This window comes from Mesorhizobium sp. M1A.T.Ca.IN.004.03.1.1 (assembly GCF_003997555.1).
Lineage (GTDB): Bacteria > Pseudomonadota > Alphaproteobacteria > Rhizobiales > Rhizobiaceae > Mesorhizobium.
Genome location: NZ_RZTV01000013.1, coordinates 24,323 through 39,897 on the forward strand (window position 1 = coordinate 24,323; position 15,575 = coordinate 39,897).

15 protein-coding genes are annotated in these 15,575 nt (G+C 65.1%); 6 read left to right on the forward strand and 9 right to left on the reverse strand.

Going from position 1 to position 15,575, the window contains the following annotated elements; genetic code table 11:
* Window positions 1–37: 37 nt before the first annotated feature.
* Genes EOD29_RS27075 through EOD29_RS27095 form a run of 5 tightly spaced genes read left to right on the forward strand, consistent with a single transcriptional unit; the run spans window position 38 to window position 5,681 of the window.
* Window positions 38–1,291, forward strand: coding sequence for a sarcosine oxidase subunit beta family protein (locus EOD29_RS27075; protein ID WP_127213806.1), 1,254 nt, complete (start codon window positions 38–40; stop codon window positions 1,289–1,291).
* Window positions 1,292–1,304: 13 nt separating this feature from the next.
* Window positions 1,305–1,574, forward strand: a complete 270-nt coding sequence (locus EOD29_RS27080; protein ID WP_127248467.1) for a sarcosine oxidase subunit delta — start codon at window positions 1,305–1,307, stop codon at window positions 1,572–1,574.
* Window positions 1,571–4,450, forward strand: a complete 2,880-nt coding sequence (locus tag EOD29_RS27085; protein ID WP_127248468.1) for a sarcosine oxidase subunit alpha family protein — start codon at window positions 1,571–1,573, stop codon at window positions 4,448–4,450. The genes EOD29_RS27080 and EOD29_RS27085 overlap by 4 nt, the downstream gene beginning before the upstream one ends.
* A complete protein-coding gene (locus EOD29_RS27090; protein ID WP_127248469.1) occupies window positions 4,443–4,967 on the forward strand; it encodes a hypothetical protein in 525 nt (174 codons plus the stop codon). The genes EOD29_RS27085 and EOD29_RS27090 overlap by 8 nt, the downstream gene beginning before the upstream one ends.
* Window positions 4,968–5,018: 51 nt before the next feature.
* Window positions 5,019–5,681, forward strand: coding sequence for a TetR/AcrR family transcriptional regulator (locus EOD29_RS27095; protein ID WP_127248470.1), 663 nt, complete (start codon window positions 5,019–5,021; stop codon window positions 5,679–5,681).
* A gap of 50 nt (window positions 5,682–5,731) precedes the next feature.
* Here the strand turns inward: EOD29_RS27095 and EOD29_RS27100 are convergent, their stop codons facing one another.
* The 3 genes from EOD29_RS27100 to EOD29_RS27110 all read right to left on the reverse strand — a co-directional run bounded on the left by EOD29_RS27100 (window position 5,732) and on the right by EOD29_RS27110 (window position 8,378).
* Window positions 5,732–6,631, reverse strand: a complete 900-nt coding sequence (locus EOD29_RS27100; protein WP_127248514.1) for a dihydrodipicolinate synthase family protein — start codon at window positions 6,629–6,631, stop codon at window positions 5,732–5,734.
* Between the two features lie 299 nt (window positions 6,632–6,930).
* Complete coding sequence (locus EOD29_RS27105; protein WP_066994002.1) at window positions 6,931–7,284, reverse strand: Rieske (2Fe-2S) protein; 354 nt, start codon at window positions 7,282–7,284, stop codon at window positions 6,931–6,933.
* An 11-nt stretch (window positions 7,285–7,295) separates the two neighbouring features.
* The gene (locus EOD29_RS27110) at window positions 7,296–8,378 is read right to left on the reverse strand and encodes an amidohydrolase family protein (protein WP_127248471.1); all 1,083 of its coding nucleotides are present in this window, start codon (window positions 8,376–8,378) and stop codon (window positions 7,296–7,298) included.
* 128 nt (window positions 8,379–8,506) lie between these two features.
* Between EOD29_RS27110 and EOD29_RS27115 the strand changes: the two genes are divergently transcribed.
* Entirely contained in the window at window positions 8,507–9,364 is an 858-nt protein-coding gene (locus EOD29_RS27115; RefSeq protein WP_127248472.1) for a LysR family transcriptional regulator, read from the forward strand.
* 88 nt (window positions 9,365–9,452) lie between these two features.
* Here EOD29_RS27115 and dhaL read toward each other — a convergent pair whose 3' ends face one another.
* From dhaL to EOD29_RS27145, 6 genes are all read right to left on the reverse strand, one after another.
* Window positions 9,453–10,049, reverse strand: a complete 597-nt coding sequence (gene dhaL / locus EOD29_RS27120; protein WP_127248473.1) for a dihydroxyacetone kinase subunit DhaL — start codon at window positions 10,047–10,049, stop codon at window positions 9,453–9,455.
* Window positions 10,050–10,212: 163 nt separating this feature from the next.
* Window positions 10,213–11,292 carry an ABC transporter ATP-binding protein gene (locus EOD29_RS27125; RefSeq protein ID WP_127248474.1) on the reverse strand — a complete coding sequence of 360 codons (1,080 nt, stop codon included), beginning with the start codon at window positions 11,290–11,292 and terminating at the stop codon, window positions 10,213–10,215.
* Window positions 11,289–12,089 (reverse strand): ABC transporter permease, encoded by an 801-nt coding sequence (locus EOD29_RS27130; RefSeq protein WP_067328485.1) that lies wholly within the window; start codon window positions 12,087–12,089, stop codon window positions 11,289–11,291. Before EOD29_RS27130 ends, EOD29_RS27125 begins: the two co-directional genes overlap by 4 nt.
* A gap of 1 nt (window position 12,090) precedes the next feature.
* Complete coding sequence (locus EOD29_RS27135) at window positions 12,091–12,951, reverse strand: ABC transporter permease (protein ID WP_127248475.1); 861 nt, start codon at window positions 12,949–12,951, stop codon at window positions 12,091–12,093.
* A 61-nt stretch (window positions 12,952–13,012) separates the two neighbouring features.
* A complete protein-coding gene (locus EOD29_RS27140) occupies window positions 13,013–14,017 on the reverse strand; it encodes an ABC transporter substrate-binding protein (RefSeq protein ID WP_127248476.1) in 1,005 nt (334 codons plus the stop codon).
* A gap of 65 nt (window positions 14,018–14,082) precedes the next feature.
* Window positions 14,083–15,555 (reverse strand): aldehyde dehydrogenase, encoded by a 1,473-nt coding sequence (locus EOD29_RS27145; RefSeq protein ID WP_127248477.1) that lies wholly within the window; start codon window positions 15,553–15,555, stop codon window positions 14,083–14,085.
* Window positions 15,556–15,575: the final 20 nt, after the last annotated feature.

Sequence of the window (15,575 nt, forward strand, 5' to 3'; positions counted from 1 at the left end):
CGTTGCACTATCGCTCACGTGATGCGGGCCTGAGCGCATGACAAGGCACTATTCAGCGCTTTCGCTATTCAAGGAAGGCGTCGCCGGCCAGACGGGCTGGGAGAAGGCCTGGCGCTCGCCGGAGCCCAAACCGCGTTACGACGCCGTCATCGTCGGCGGTGGCGGCCACGGCCTCGCCACGGCTTACTATCTCGCAAAGAACCACGGCGTCACCAATGTGGCGGTGCTCGAGAAAGGCTGGATCGGCGGCGGCAACACCGGCCGCAACACAACCGTCGTCCGCTCAAATTACTTCTACCCTGAAAGCGCGGCGATCTACGGATTGGCGCATAGTCTCTACAAGAGGCTATCGAAGGATCTGAACTACAATGTGATGTTTTCCGCGCGCGGCATTCTCACCCTCGCGCATAGCGAAGCGGGAATGGAAACCGCTGCCCGGTCCGTCAACGCCATCCAGGTCAACGGCATCGATTGCGAATTGTTCTCGGTCGAGGACGTCCGCCGGGTGGTGCCGATCTACAATTTCGGCCCGGATGCCCGCTACCCCGTCTATGGCGGCACCTGGCAGCCGAGCGGCGGCACGGCCCGTCATGACGCTGTCGCCTGGGGCTATGCGCGCGCCGCCAGCCGTCTCGGCGTCGACATCATTCAGAACTGCGAGATCAGCGACTTTATCATTGAGAACGGGCGCTGCCGTGGGGTCGTCACGTCGCGCGGCGCAATCCGGGCCGAGCGTACGGGGATGGCGGTGGCCGGCCACTCCTCGGTGCTGGCGGCGAAGGCGGGATTCCGGCTGCCGGTCAATTCCTATGCACTGCAGGCCTGCGTGTCCGAGCCGGTCAAGCCGATCATCGACACGGTGGTGATCTCGCCGGATACGGGCGTCTATGTCAGCCAATCGGACAAGGGCGAACTGGTGATCGGCGGCGCGCTCGACCGCATCCCGTCCTATGGCCAGCGCGGCAACTTGCCGGTGCTGGAAGGCGTGATCGCAGGCATGCTCGAAATGTTCCCGATCTTCGGCCAGCTGAAGATGATGCGGCAATGGGCAGGCATCGTCGACGTCGTCCCCGATTCCTCGCCCATCATCGGCGAATCGCCACTGCCCGGGCTTTTCCTCAATTGCGGCTGGGGCACGGGCGGCTTCAAGGCGATTCCCGCCGGCGGCACGCTGCTTGCCCATTTGCTTGCCACCGGCAGGCACCACGACATCAGCCGGCCTTTCGATCTCGACCGCTTCGCCCGCGGCCGGCTGATCGACGAGGCTGCCGGCTCCGGCATTGCCCATTGAAGGTGTAGAAAAGATGCAGCTCTTTCCCTGTCCGTTCTGCGGGCCGCGCGAAGAAAGCGAGTTTCACTATGGCGGCGAGACCGGCAATTTGCGGCCCGACGGCGGGGACGTGACGGCCGAGCGCTGGGCCGGCTATCTCCATATGCGCAACAACCCGAAGGGGCCGACTCGCGAGATCTGGATGCACCTGACCTGCGGCGAGTGCTTTGCGATGAGCCGCGACAGCGTCAATCACAAGGTGTCGGGTTCCTCCGTGCTCGGCGACGCGGAGCATGGCGCATGAGCGCTTCGCGTCTTGCCAATGGCGGCTGCGACATCGATCGGGCCCGCCCGCTGAGCTTCACTTTCGACGGCACGCGCGTCGACGGCTTTGCCGGCGACACGATCGCGTCTGCCTTGCTGGCGAGCGGCCGGGCGATCGTCGGCCGCAGCTTCAAATATCATCGGCCGCGTGGCATCTGGGGATCCGGCGTGGAGGAGCCCAACGCGCTGGTCGATGTCGAAAGCGCCGGCGGCCGCGCGCCGAATGCGCGGGCAACGACCGTGCCGGCGCGGGACGGCCTCACGGTCAAGAGCGTCAACGCGTCGCCGACGGCGCTGGCCGACCGCAACGCGGTGCTGGACCGCCTTGCCCGTTTCCTGCCCGCCGCATTCTACTACAAGACCTTCATGTGGCCGGACTGGCACCTGTTCGAGCCGCGCATCCGCGCCATGGCCGGGCTCGGCGTCGTCGACCGCAATTGGAAGCCGCGTCACGTCTCGGACCAGATCAACCACCATTGCGACGTCCTGGTGGTCGGCGCCGGACCGGCCGGCCTCGCCGCGGCTGCCGGCGCGGCGGCAGCCGGGCACTCGGTCGTCCTGGTCGACGACCGGACGCATCCCGGCGGGTCGCTGCGCCACCGTGCAGGCGAAGTCGACGGTGCCAAGGGTGCGGCATGGGTCGATGCCACGGTGGCCCGGCTGAAGAGCAGTGGGCATCTCGTGCTCAGCGATACGACCGCCTTCGGCCTATATGATCACAATCTGGTCGCGCTCAACCAGCTTCACCGCGACGGCCGACCCGACACGCTGTGGCGCGTGCGCCCGCGCCGCATCGTGCTGGCGACGGGCGCGATCGAGCGGCCGGTCCCGTTCGCCAACAACGACCTTCCGGGCATACTCTCCGCTGACGCGGCGTTGAGCTACCTGCGCAGGCATGGCGTCCTTGTCGGCCGGCAGATCGTGGTCGCAACCAACAATGACAGCGCCTACGAGCCGGCCTCGGCGCTGGCTGCGGCCGGCGCTTCGGTGACGGTGGTTGATTGCCGGCGTGAGGGTGGCGTACAGGCGAAGAGCGGTATTCGGGCCCTCGCCGGACGCGCCATTGCAGCGGCGCGCGGCCGCAACGCCGTTCAGAGTGTTCTGCTCGACGACGGTACCGCCCTTGCGGCCGATTGCCTGCTCGTCTCGGGCGGCTGGACACCCACCGTGCATCTGTTCTCGCAGGCAAAAGGCAAGCTCGCCTGGAGCGATCAACTGTCGGCTTTCATTCCCGCAGAAGCGATCGAGGGGATCGGCGTAGCCGGCGCCGTCGCCGGCACGGTCTCGCTTTCCGAGACCTTGGCCAGCGGCCTGGCGGCCCTCGGCGGGTTCGGCTCGGCGCCGCCGGCACCTCGCAGCACCGGCGAGGAAAGAACGCTTGGCGTCGTCAGCCTGTGGCCGAAGCCCAAAGCCAAGGGCCGCGTCTGGATCGACTACCAGAGCGACGTCACCGCCAAGGACGTCGAACTGGCGGCGCGGGAGAATTTTGTCTCCGTCGAGCACCTGAAGCGCTATACGACCCTTGGCATGGCGACCGACCAGGGCAAGACGTCGAACCTGAACGGTCTGGCGCTGCTGGCCGCGGCTACCGGCCGCGCCATCTCGGATGTCGGCATCACCACCTACCGGCCGCCTTTCACGCCTGTGCCGTTCGCCAGCCTGGCGGGAGCGCGTCGGGGCAGCATGCACGCCCCGGTCCGTCGCCTATCGCTGGAGGCAAACCATCGCGCAGCAGGCGGAGTGTTCCAGGAATATGGCGGCTGGCTGAGGCCGGCCTATTACGGAAGCGGCGAAGCCGGAGCCACGATCCAGGAGGATGCGCGGCGCGCCCGGCAGTCCGTTGCGCTCTTCGACGGCTCGACGCTCGGCAAGATCGAGGTGATCGGTCCACGCGCGGCCGAATTCGTCGACTTCATCTATTACAACACCATGTCGACCCTCAAACCCGGCCATTGCCGCTACGGTTTCATGCTGTCGGAAAATGGCGTCGTCTTCGATGACGGTGTGCTGGTTCGTCTCGACGAGCACCGCTTCATCGTCTCCTGCTCGTCGTCGCATGTCGCCGCTGTCCACGCGCGTCTCGAAGAATGGCGGCAGGATCGTTTCGGCCGCGATGCGGTCTATATCCACAACGCCACCGCGCAATACGCCACCTTGACGATTTCGGGTCCGAAAGCGCGCGGCCTGATAGAGGCGCTCGATCTGGGTGCTGCGCTGGACGATGCCAGCGTGCCGCACATGGCGGTTACCGCCGGCCGCTTTGCCGGCGACGAGGTGCGCATTGCCCGGGTCTCCTTCACCGGCGACCGAAGCTACGAGATCTCCATCCGCGCCGACCGGGCCGAGGCGCTCTGGGCGAGAATGCAGCAGGAAGGCCGCGCGTTCGACGCCGTGCTGCTCGGGCTTGAATCCCTGATGATCCTGCGCGCCGAGAAGGGCTTCATCGTCATCGGCAAGGACACCGACGGCAACGTCATGCCGCACGACCTCGGCGTCGCGGGACCGCGGACCAAGCGTACAGGTGAGTTCGTCGGCCGGCGCTCGCTTTTCACCGAAGCGGCGAGCCGAACCGATCGCAATCAGCTTGTCGGCCTGGCTGTCGCCGAAGGCGAGGCGCCGCTGGCGACCGGCGCGCATGGTGTGGAGAAAAGCGGCGGCCGGCTCCGGAGCATCGGCTTCGTCACCTCCAGCTATCAAAGCCCGACCCTGGGCCGCCCCGTCGCCCTGGCGCTCATCGAACGGGGTGCCGCACGGCATGGCCAAACGATCGACGTTCAGCACCTCGGCGTCCTGCGCCAGGCCACCATCGTCGCGCCCTGCGCCTTCGATCCGGAAGGGAGCCGCCTGCATGCGTAACCTTGCCGAAAAATGGCCCGCAGCGCCCGACTGGACCACCGTGGTCCTGAACACGGACGGGATTAGCGTGCGCACATTGGACGGGCTGAAGCAGCTTCTGGTCAGCGGCGACCTGACGGCTTGGGCGCAGGCTTCGGGTCTCGCGGGGGAAGGTGTCGGTGCCGGCGCGGTTGCCAATGGCGACAAATACATGGTGCGCATCGCGCGCGATCGCGTTCTCGCCGTAAGCGAACGGCCATTGCCCGTCGAGGCCGGCTGGCACGCGGCCGGTTTCGCGGTCACGGTCATGGATGCCGGGCTGCATGTATTCGAGATGAAAGGGCCGGGATTGGCCGGTCTGGTCGCCAGGGGCACGGCGCTCGATCCGAGGCAGGCAAGTCCCTCGGCTTCGATCCTTTTTGCCGGCGCCGGCGTTCTCTTCTACCGGTTCGGCAACCCCGATCGGGCGCGTGTGCACGTCGACCGGGGCCTTGCCCCGTATCTTTGGGAGTGGCTCGAACAGGTGCAAGTATTGTAGCGGGGCGGTTTCAGGTCTATCTAGCCGGCATTCAAACCTGGCCGGCCCGACATGCTTTCCGATTCCAGTGCAGAGGCAGTCGTGCGACGGTCCGGTCTGATCGGCAACACCAAGGTGACGCGCGAAGACTGGATGAAGCTCGCGCTGGAGACGTTGATCTCCGAAGGCGTGGAGGCGGTGCGCGTCCTCGCGCTCGGGCAGAAGCTGAACGTCTCCCGTTCCAGTTTCTACTGGTACTTCAAGAGCCGTCAGGACCTGCTCGATCAGCTTCTCGACTATTGGCGCAACAACAACACCCGTTTCATCCTCGAGCAGGCCGGCCGGCCCGCCGCGTCGATAACTGAGGCCGTGCTCAATGTCTTCGAGTGCTGGCTGGATGAGAGGCTGTTCAATCCGCGCTTGGACTTCGCCGTGCGTGCCTGGTCGCGCCAGTCCGCCAAGGTCCATCGTATCGTGAACGAGGAAGACGATGCGCGGGTCGACGCCATCCGGGCGATGTTTTTGCGGCACGGTTACGCAGACACCGAAGCCTTCGTGCGGGCGCGCGTGCTGTACTTCACGCAGATCGGCTATTACTCGCTCGAGATCGTCGAGCCGGTGAGCAACCGTCTGTCTCTGACGCCGGCCTACCTGCTCACGCACACCGGCAAGCAACCTCGCCAGGGCGAGGTGGAGGCCTTCGCCGAAAAGGTGCGGGTGCGAACCGGCAGTTGACCATGGCCGACTGCTCGGCGGTCCGCAGCGCCGTCACCTGCAAACGTTTCTCAAACACGTTTCAGCGCTGTGAGATCGGAAATCGTCTTCCTGATCACCGCTTCCACCTTCGACCGTTCCTCGCCGCCGATCGGCAGGCGCGGCTTTCGAACGTGTTCCGGAGCGCCGTACACCAGATGCTCGGCGAATTTGATGTACTGCACCAGCTTGACGTCCGTATCGAGATGAAATGCCGGCGTCATCAGCCGATAGAGCGGAAGCGCTACCGCATAATCGCCGCCGCGGGCGGCGTTGAACAGCGATACGCACTCGGCCGGCCATGCATTGGTCATGCCCGAAACCCAGCCGGCGACACCGAGCGTCAGGCTTTCAAGGATAAGATCGTCGACGCCGCAAAAGATGTCGAAACGGTCGCCGAAGGCGTTGAACAGGTCGGTTACCCTGCGGCTATCGCCGGTCTCTTCCTTGATGGCGACGATGCCAGGAACATCGACCAGCGCCTTCAGCGTCTCGACGTCGACGTCGACCTTGTAGGCGAGCGGATTGTTGTAGATCATCACCGGCAGGTCGCTGGCCTCGGCCACGGTCTTGTACCATGCCACCGTCTCATGGCGGTCGGTGCGATAGGCGAGACTGGGGAAGGTCATCAGCCCCTCGGCTCCAAGCTTCTGGTAGTTGCGAGCCGCCGCGGCCGCGTCGTCGGTGGATAATTCCGCAAGACCGGAGAGCAGCGGCACCCGTCCCGCCACGACTTCCCTGGCCGCTGAAACCACGGCATCGCGCTCGGCCTGTGTCAGCGTGGCATTCTCGCCAAGCATGGGCAGGACGATCACGCCTGACACGCCGTTCTGAACAAGCCGCTCGATGCTGGCTTGCGTGGCTTTCAGGTCGACTGCGCCGGAAGCCTGCATCTTGGTCGTCACTGCTGGAAACACGCCGCTCCAGGTCATGGAATGCTCCTTGGTTGGGGTGTGGCCGGCGGAGGCGTCATAGAAGGGACGCATGCCGTATCGCCGGTCGGCACCAGCTTCCCATTTCTAACGCCACATGTTGACCTGCCAAGCCGCAAATGCGTCTTCGCCATAGCCCAGCGGTTTGTCGCGAAAAAACCGCCGCCGACCGTCAGCGGCCTATTGCAGCGGATGCCGATGCGATCGGCGCCAGCAGCAGCATGCCAAGAGCCGGGCGCATAAGACGGCTGCTTCGGGTAACGGCGCCTAACCGGTCGCCAAGGCGCGCGCCGCTCTGGTCAGGCCGTCACGTAAATGCTCCCGGCCTCGACGGTGACTGGGAACGTCCGCGCGCGAACGGACGGGTTGACCAGGGCCGCACCCGTCTGGATGTCGAACTCCCACCCATGCCAGGCGCAGCGAACGATTTCGTTCTCGCGGTGGTAGATGAATTCGGGTCCCTCGACTGGAGCGGTCGTTCCGCATTGCGGCCCTTCGCAAAGCGGAGCGCCTCGGTGAGGACAAACATTCAGCAGCGCATGGAAACTATCGCCGATCCGGAACACGCCGATCGACAGGCTGCGCACCTTGGCGATGAATGGCGTCCCGACCTGGATCTCGTCGGCGCGACAAATATACGTCTTCTCGGCCATTTGGGTCCTCGTCACGCTGCCGCGGCGGCTTGCGGGCGGGGGATCCACTTGTAGACGTCCAGCGCATTCTGGCCGAGCACCTTGCCGCGCCATTCCGGCGGGATGTGCAGCGTGTTGACGTCATCGTAATCCCAATGCGGGTAGTCGGACGCAAACAGCAGCGTGTTCTCCCCGTCCATCGCCTCCAGGATCGCCCAGAGGTGTTTGACGTTCGACGGTTGCTCCAATGGTTGCGTGGAGAAGCGTATGTTGCGTCGACAATATTCCGACGGCAGCATCTTCAGCCATGGCGTCTCCTTGCGCAGGGCTTTGTAGTCGGCGTCAAGTCGCCAGAGCACCGACGGCACCCAGGCGATGCCGCACTCGATGACGACAAAGTAAAGATCCGGCCATTTTTCGAACACACCATGCGCGATCATGCTCGCGACATGCGACATGGCCGACATGTGCAGGATCGCATGGGTCTCCCAGAAGAAAGTCGTGGGCGCGGGCGCGACGGCATTCCAGTTGATGCCGCCATGCCCGCCAAGATGTATGGCGAACGGCAAGCCGACCTCGGCACAGGCCTCGAAGATCGGGTGATAGAACGGATCGCCATACGGCCGCACCGAGCCTTGGGAGGCCAGAACTTGCGCCATCCGGGGATGCGCGCCGAGCCGCCGGATCTCCGCCGCCGCAAGGCGTGGGTCCTGCGGCGCGATGACGATGGAGCCCATCAAGCGGCTGTCTTTCGGCAGCCATTCATTGATCTGATAGTCGTTATAAGCGCTTACCAGCGCGCTGGCGTAATAGGGATTTGCCAGCGTCGAAGCCTCGATCGGCTCGTCGCCAGTCAGGATTGCCACTCCGATATTGTATTTATCGAGGTGCTTCTCCTTCATGATCAGGTAATTGTCCGCCTCGACCTTCGGCCGCACGTCCTTCCGGGAGAAATCCTGCGGATGAAACCAGGGGCGATGGCCGTGCGGAAAGGCGCCGACGGGGCCGGTCTTCTCGCCTTCGATGAACATGTCTTTCCAGACGCCGGACAGGTAGGGCTCCAGCACCGTCGCGCTGGACCAATAATTGTGGCAATCGCAATCGACTATGAACACTTGTCCCTCTTGATGATGCGGGCGCCGCTGAACGCCCCTGGATTCCTGCATCGAACTTCCGCCTTGTCAGTGTTTGGATCAAGCGTATGATCGGGCCGATACGATCGTAAAAATCGATTGGCTTGCCTATGCAACTGGAACAGGTCGAAACCTTTCTGGACATCATAGAATCGCGGAACTTCAACCGGTCGGCGGAGCGCCTCGGACTGACGCAATCGACGGTCAGCACCCGTATCAAGAACCTGGAAACCGCCGTTGGATCCGAGCTCTTCCACCGCGGACGCGCCGGTGCCGAGCCAACGGCGGCAGGGCGGCGGTTTGAGGCCTACGCGCGGTCGATGCTGTCGACCTGGTCCCAGGCGCGTCACGATGTGCGCGCCTTCAACAGGTTCGAGGGCAGCCTACGGGTCGCTGCCCAGGTCGGGATGACCCGCTCGATCCTGCCTGGTTGGCTGGAAATGCTGCTGCAAGTCTTGCCCCGGTCCTCGATCCACGTCGAATCCGATTATTCGCCGCAGATGATATCGGATCTAAGCCTGGGAAACCTCGATATTGCCGTTGTTTATGCTCCGCGCTACCTGCCCGAGATCACATATGACCAGCTCATGGTCGAGGAATATATGATGGTCTCGACCACGGCGCGCAGGCTTTGCGATGTAAGCCCCGACAGTTACATCCGGCCGGGCTACACGGTGGTGCTCGAGAAGGCTCATGCCGAGGCGCTGCCAAACCTGACTGCGTGCCGGCTTTCGATGGGCTCCGAGAGGCTTGCGGACAATATGCTGCGGCGGGCCGGCGGCACATGCTACATGCGCGCCGACGATGCGCGACGCTTCGCCGCCGAGCGGCCCTCTCACATCGTGGAAGAAGCTCCAACTCTGCATCAGCCCGTCTACACGGCGGTCCTCGCCCGACGCCGACATGAGTCGATCATAAAGAAGGGCGTCCGCGCGCTTCACCTCGCCGTCATGTCGCTGGAGAGTTGATCGATACAATCGATCGTAAACGGCTGAAGCGCCTCCTGTATCGAATGCAGGCCTGCTGGCAAGTGCTGATCGCATGGCGGCACACCGCCTAAGCGATCTTTATCGCCCCGCAGATTTCTTCGACCAGCATTGCGGCCGAGACCCAGCCGGGGTCCGCATGGAGCGAGCGCTCGCCGAGACGCGCGGCGCGACCGACGGTTGCGATCATGTCGCGCGTCGCTTCCGCGCCCCGGCGGGCAGCGGCGGCTATGGCATCGGCGTTGCGGCCATTGACTGCCGCGTCGGCGGCCGGCCCCCAGGCGTCGAGCATTGTCCTCTGGCCGGGTTCCGCCTTGCCACGCTGGGCGATGCCGTCGCGCATCGCAGCAATGATGGTACGCAACTCGCCGGTCGGCATCGATGCGCGCGGACCCGCGCCCTTGCCGGCGCGCAAAAGCGCGGTTGCGTAGAGCGGTCCGGAGGAGGCGCCGACTGCGTTGAGAAAGCCTTGGGCGGCGGCATTGAATATATCCTGCAGCGTGCCTTCGGCGGCTTGCGCCGCTTCGGCCGCGGCTTTCATGCCTTGTTCCATGGCGACGCCGTGGTCGGCGTCCCCGATCACTCCGTCGAGCTCGCAGAGCCTGTCGCGTTCCGTCGCCATCCGCTCGGAGAAAGTGGCTTTCAAATCCCCGGTCGTGAAGTCCATCTCGCTCAGCTCCGGAACATGGCGCAGTCGCACTATGGTCGATCATGCGTTGCAATTCGTCATCGAGATGCATGACGGTGATCGAGGCGCCGGCCATGTCGCGGTTGTGACGACGCGGCACTGGATGGCGGCGAGCCAGTCGCGGGGATGACCCAGCCCGGCTTCAGACCGGAAACAGGAAGGCCGTAGCGGGATCGAAGAAAATCTGCCGTCCCGAAGCGGCATCGGTGCCGCCCGGTTCGGCTGTATCCGAAGTTGGCCTGATGTCGATCTCGTCGCCCGACCCCGTGCGCGCCACGACGCGCCGGCGATCGCCGAAGAAGGCGGTGTCGACGATCTCGACGGCAAGCGATGCATTCCCCTCCATGGGGGTCAGGCGGAACGCTTCCGGCCGCACCATCAGCCTGGCCTTTTGGCCGCGGCCGAGCGCCTGTGTGGCTTTCACGCCCTTGACGATCGAGCCATCGGCCAGCCGCACCAAGGCAACGCCGTTCTCTGTTTCGAGGTGCTCCGCCGGCAGGAAGTTGGAATTGCCGATGAAGCCGGCGACGAACTCGCTCGCGGGTCTGAGATAAAGATCCTCGCCGGTGCCGATCTGCTCGATGCGGCCTTCCTTGAACAAGGCGATGCGGTCGGAAAGATGCAGCGCCTCCTCCTGGTCGTGCGTGACATAGAGGATGGTGACGCCGGTCTCACGGTGGATGCGGCGGATCTCGGCCTGGATTTCCTGGCGCAGTTTCTTGTCCAGAGCCGACAGCGGCTCGTCCATCAACAGGATCGGGGGATCGTAGGCGAGCGCGCGGGCAAGCGCCACGCGCTGCTGCTGGCCGCCGGACAGCGCGCCGGGATAGCGGTCGGCAAATTTTTCCAGGCGCACCAGCGCCAGCATATCGGCGACCTTGCGCTTCACTTCGGCATCCGGCCGGCGGCGCACCCGCAGCGGAAAGGCTACGTTCTCGGCGACGCTCAGATGCGGGAACAGCGTGTAGCGCTGGAACACCATGCCGATGTTGCGCTTGTGCGACGGCACCGAAAGCAGCGACTTGTCTTCCAAAAGCACGTCGCCCGCCGTCGGATCCTGGAAACCGGCGATCGCATAGAGCGTCGTCGACTTGCCGGAGCCTGACGGCCCGAGAAAGGTCAGGAATTCGCCCTTCGGCACATCGATGGTGACGTCGTGGACGGCGACGAAGGCGCCGAACGCCTTTCTCACCGCGCGGATGGACAGGAATGGCCGGGTCATCTGGACAGTCTTCTGCGAAGGAGTGCGGTGACGATCATCAGGGCGAGAGTGAGGCCGACGAGCAGGCTGGAGGCGGCGGCGACGACCGGGCTCAGATCGGCACGCAGGCTGCCCCAGATCTTCACCGGCAAGGTCTGCAGGGTCGGGCTCGCCATGAAGATCGCCACCACCACCTCGTCCCATGAGGCGAGGAAGGAAAAGATCGCCGCCGAGAAGATGCCGATGCGGATCGAGGGCAGGGTGATCCTGAGCCTTGCCTGCAGCGGACTGGCGCCGCACACGATCGCCGCGTCCTCGATGGATTTGTCGAAACCTTCGAGCGCGGTGGCGATCGGAATGATGGCGAAGGGCAGCGCCAGGATCGTGTGGGCGATCACGAAACCGATCGTCGTGCCGGCGAGCCCGATGCGCAGGAAAAAGGCGTAGATGGCGATGGCGAAAACCACCACCGGCAGCACCATCGGCGTCAGCAGCAGGCCGCGCAGGAACTGCCGGCCGCGAAATTCGCCCCTGACCAGGCTGAACGAGGCGAGCAGGCCGATCAGAACCGCGAGGATGGCGGCCATCGCGGCGATCTTCGCGCTGGTCAAAGCGGCGTCGACCCAGGCCGGGTCGGCAAGAAGTTCCTGATACCATTTCAGCGTCCAGCCTGGTGGCGGAAAGGCCAGCCAGCGCGACGAGCCGAACGACAACAGGACGATGAAGACCACCGGTAACAGAAGGAAAGCCGCGATGAGCGCAGTGAAGCCGGCGAGCGCCGCACGCAGCCATCCGAGCCGGTCGTAGTCGAGCAGCATCTTAGAGCCCTCCGGCGAGGCGCCTGGCGCCGACCATGCGCAATTGGATCGCGTAGAGCACCATGGTGACGGCGAGCAGCACGAAGGCCGCAGCACTTCCGAGCCCCCAGTTGAGCAGCGACTGCACCGTCTGGGCGATCATTTCGGCGAGCATCATGTTCGATGTGCCGCCGAGCAGCGCGGGCGTCACGAAATAGCCGAGCGACATGACGAAGACCATCAGCCCGCCGGCGGCGATGCCGGGCAGCGACAGCGGTAGCAGGATGCGGCGGAATGCCTGCGACGGGCTAGCGCCGCAAAGGGCGGCGGCGCGCAGCGTCATCGGATCGATGGCGCGCACCGTGCCGACCAGCGGCAGGATCATGAAGGGCAGCATGATGTAGACCATGCCGATGGTGACGCCGGTCAAATTGTTGATGAGCGGCAGCGGCTCGTGGATGACGCCGAGCCCCATCAGCGCCCGGTTGATCACACCGGTGCGCTGCAAAAGCACCATCCAGGCATAGGTGCGGGTGAGGAGATTGGTCCACATCGACAGGATGATGATGCCGAAGACGACCGAACCGAGCGCCGGCGGCATGATCGCCAGCATCCAGGCGACCGGAAACGCGACGAGGATGGTCACGACGGTGACGACGGCCGCGACCAGGAAGGTGTTGAGAAACACCCGCACATAAGTGCCGCTGCCGAACAGCGCGGCATAGTTCTGCAGGCCGGGCCCGGGATCGGTGACGCTGCGCAGCAAGAGCGCGACCACCGGCACGACAAAGAACAGGCCGACCAGCACCAGGGCCGGCAGGGCGCCGCCGCTGCCGGCCGGCAGGCCGGCAATCGAGCCGCGGCTGAGGGAGTGTGCTTGCATCGAGCGGTTCCCGTCGTCCCGAAGGGGGAGCGGCTTGCCGCGCCCCCGGCTTGCTGTGGCGCTACTTGGTCTGCCAGGCGTACCAGCGCGTGGCGATCTCGTCGCGGTGTTCGGCCCAGTAGTTCACGTCGAGATTGATCTGACCCTCGACATGCGCGTCGGGCAGCCCTTTCACCACGTCGGCGGGCATTTCGGCCTTGGCCTTGGTGTTGATCGGCGCGTAGCCGCTTGCCTCGGCGAATTTCGCCTGGCCGGCCGGGCTGGTCGCGGCGGCGAGGAACTTCATCGCGCTGTCCTTGTTCTTGGCGCCCTTCGGCACGACGAGAACGTCAGCGGCGGTGAGGTTCTGGTTCCAGGAGACGCCGACATCGGCGCCGTCCTTCTCGAGCGCAAAGACACGGCCGTTCCAGAGCTGCCCGAAGGCAGCCTCGCCCGAAGCGATGAGCTGCTGCGACTCCGCGCCGCCGCCCCACCAGACGATATCCGACTTGATCGTGTCGAGCTTATTGAAAGCGCGCTCGAGATCGAGCGGATAGAGCTTGTCCGCCGGCACGCCGTCGGCGAGCAGCGCGATCTCGATCACGCCCGGCGCCGACCATTTGTAGAAGGTCCGTTTGCCGGGAAACTTCTTGGTGTCGAACATGTCGGCCCAGCTTGTCGGTTCACCCGAAACCACGCCCTTGTTCCAGGCCAGCACGAAGGAATAGTAGAAGCTGCCGACGGCGTGCTCGTTGCTGAAGCGTGGGTCGAGATCGGCCTTCGGCACGGCGGCGAAGTCGATCGGCTCGAGCAGCCCGTCCTTGGCGGCCTTGATGGCGAAATCCATTTCCACGTCGACCACGTCCCAGGTCACGTTCTTGGCGTCGACCATGGCCTTCAGCTTGCCGTAGTCGGTCGGGCCGTCCTGCAGCACCTTGATGCCGGAGCTCGCCGCGAACGGCTCGGCCCAGGACTTGGTCTGCGCTTCCTGCGTGGTGCCGCCCCAGCTGGTGAATACCATTTCGTCGGCCTTGGCGGCGGTTGCCGATAGCAGTCCGGCGAGCACGCCGGCTAAGATCAGTCTCATGTCATTCTCCTCTGATTTCTCTGTTCCGTTTCTTGTTCTTGTCGCTGCACCCTCGGCATGCGTTCTCAGCGCATGACGAAGGGATCGGGAATCGGCTCGTCCGAGGTCTTGATCCAGACCGATTTCGAGCGCGTGTAGTCGCGGATGGCGTCGAGCCCGCCTTCGCGGCCAAGACCCGACAACCCGTAGCCGCCGAAGGGAACGAGCGGCGACACGGCGCGATAGGTGTTGACCCAGACGACGCCGGCACGGATGTCGCGCGCCATGCGGTGCGCCTTGCCGAGATTCGAGGTGAAGACGCCGGAGGCGAGACCGAAGGGCGTGTCGTTGGCTAGAGCCAATGCCTCGGCCTCGGTGTCGAAGGCGAGCACGCTCAACACCGGCCCGAACAATTCCTCGCGCACGCAGGGCAGGTTGCTATCACCGGCATCGACAATCGTCGGTGCATAGTAGAAGCCAGCGCCGGCGTCGGGGCGTTTGCCGCCGGTGACCAGCCTGCCGCCGGCGGCGAGGCTTTCGGCGACGATTGTCTCGATCCGGTCGCGCTGGCGCAGGGTCGCGAGCGGCCCCATTTCGGTGGCCGGATCCTGAGGATCGCCGATGCGGATCGCCTCGGCCTTGCGCTTCAACCGGCCGAGGAATTCTTGCCTCGCGGAGCGCTCGATCAGCAGGCGCGAGCCGGCGACGCAGCTCTGTCCGGTCGCCGCAAAGATGCCGGCGACAACCGCATTGGCGGCGCTGTCGAGGTCGGCGTCGGCGAAGACCACGACCGGGCTCTTGCCGCCGAGCTCGAGGGTCGTGTGCGCGAGGTTTTCCGCCGTGTTCCTGACGATGGCGCGCGCCGTGGCCGGGCCGCCGGTGAAAGCGACGCGCGAGACCAGCGGATGACTGGTCAGGCGCCGTCCGCACTCCTGGCCGAAGCCCGTGAGGATATTGACGGTGCCGGCCGGAAAGCCTGCTTCGCTGACCAACTCGGCGAAGGCGAGCAACGGTGCCGGGCCGTCCTCTGAGGCCTTGAGCACCACCGTGCAGCCCGCGGCAAGCGCCGGGCCGAGCTTGACCGCCGAGAGGAAGAGCTGCGAGTTCCACGGCACCACCGCGGCGACCACGCCGATCGGCTCGCGGCGGATGGTGACGTCGAGATCGGCCTTGTCGATCGGCACATGCGCGCCTTCGTGCTTGTCGGCGAGTCCGCCATAGTAGCGGTAATAGTCGCCGACATAGGCGATCTGGGCGCGCGTCTCGCGGATGATCTTGCCGGTGTCGCGCGTCTCCAGCTCGGCCAGGCGGCCCGCATTGGCGGCCACGAGGTCGCCGAGCCTGACCAGCAGCTTGCCTCGCGCGGTTGCTGTCATCGATGCCCAAGGGCCGGTGCGCAGCGCACGATGCGCGGCCTCGACGGCGCGGTCGACATCCGCTTCGCTTGCAGCCGGCATCTTCGCCCATGGCGCACCGGTCGACGGATCGACGCTGTCGAAGCTGGCCGACGGCTCGTCGAAGCGGCCGTCGATGAAGTTCCTGAATGCGGCGTCGGTCATGGCCTTGCCCGTTCGTTCGC

Bases quoted from the DNA above. Each gene is read 5' to 3' on its own strand.
- EOD29_RS27075 (WP_127213806.1), top strand. From the start codon at position 38: ATGACAAGGCACTATTCAGCGCTTTCGCTATTCAAGGAAGGCGTCGCC.
- EOD29_RS27080 (WP_127248467.1), top strand. From the start codon at position 1,305: ATGCAGCTCTTTCCCTGTCCGTTCTGCGGGCCGCGCGAAGAAAGCGAG.
- EOD29_RS27085 (WP_127248468.1), top strand. From the start codon at position 1,571: ATGAGCGCTTCGCGTCTTGCCAATGGCGGCTGCGACATCGATCGGGCC.
- EOD29_RS27090 (WP_127248469.1), top strand. From the start codon at position 4,443: ATGCGTAACCTTGCCGAAAAATGGCCCGCAGCGCCCGACTGGACCACC.
- EOD29_RS27095 (WP_127248470.1), top strand. From the start codon at position 5,019: ATGCTTTCCGATTCCAGTGCAGAGGCAGTCGTGCGACGGTCCGGTCTG.
- EOD29_RS27100 (WP_127248514.1), bottom strand. From the start codon at position 6,631: ATGACCTGGAGCGGCGTGTTTCCAGCAGTGACGACCAAGATGCAGGCT.
- EOD29_RS27105 (WP_066994002.1), bottom strand. From the start codon at position 7,284: ATGGCCGAGAAGACGTATATTTGTCGCGCCGACGAGATCCAGGTCGGG.
- EOD29_RS27115 (WP_127248472.1), top strand. From the start codon at position 8,507: ATGCAACTGGAACAGGTCGAAACCTTTCTGGACATCATAGAATCGCGG.
- dhaL (WP_127248473.1), bottom strand. From the start codon at position 10,049: ATGGACTTCACGACCGGGGATTTGAAAGCCACTTTCTCCGAGCGGATG.
- EOD29_RS27125 (WP_127248474.1), bottom strand. From the start codon at position 11,292: ATGACCCGGCCATTCCTGTCCATCCGCGCGGTGAGAAAGGCGTTCGGC.
- EOD29_RS27130 (WP_067328485.1), bottom strand. From the start codon at position 12,089: ATGCTGCTCGACTACGACCGGCTCGGATGGCTGCGTGCGGCGCTCGCC.
- EOD29_RS27135 (WP_127248475.1), bottom strand. From the start codon at position 12,951: ATGCAAGCACACTCCCTCAGCCGCGGCTCGATTGCCGGCCTGCCGGCC.
- EOD29_RS27140 (WP_127248476.1), bottom strand. From the start codon at position 14,017: ATGAGACTGATCTTAGCCGGCGTGCTCGCCGGACTGCTATCGGCAACC.
- EOD29_RS27145 (WP_127248477.1), bottom strand. From the start codon at position 15,555: ATGACCGACGCCGCATTCAGGAACTTCATCGACGGCCGCTTCGACGAG.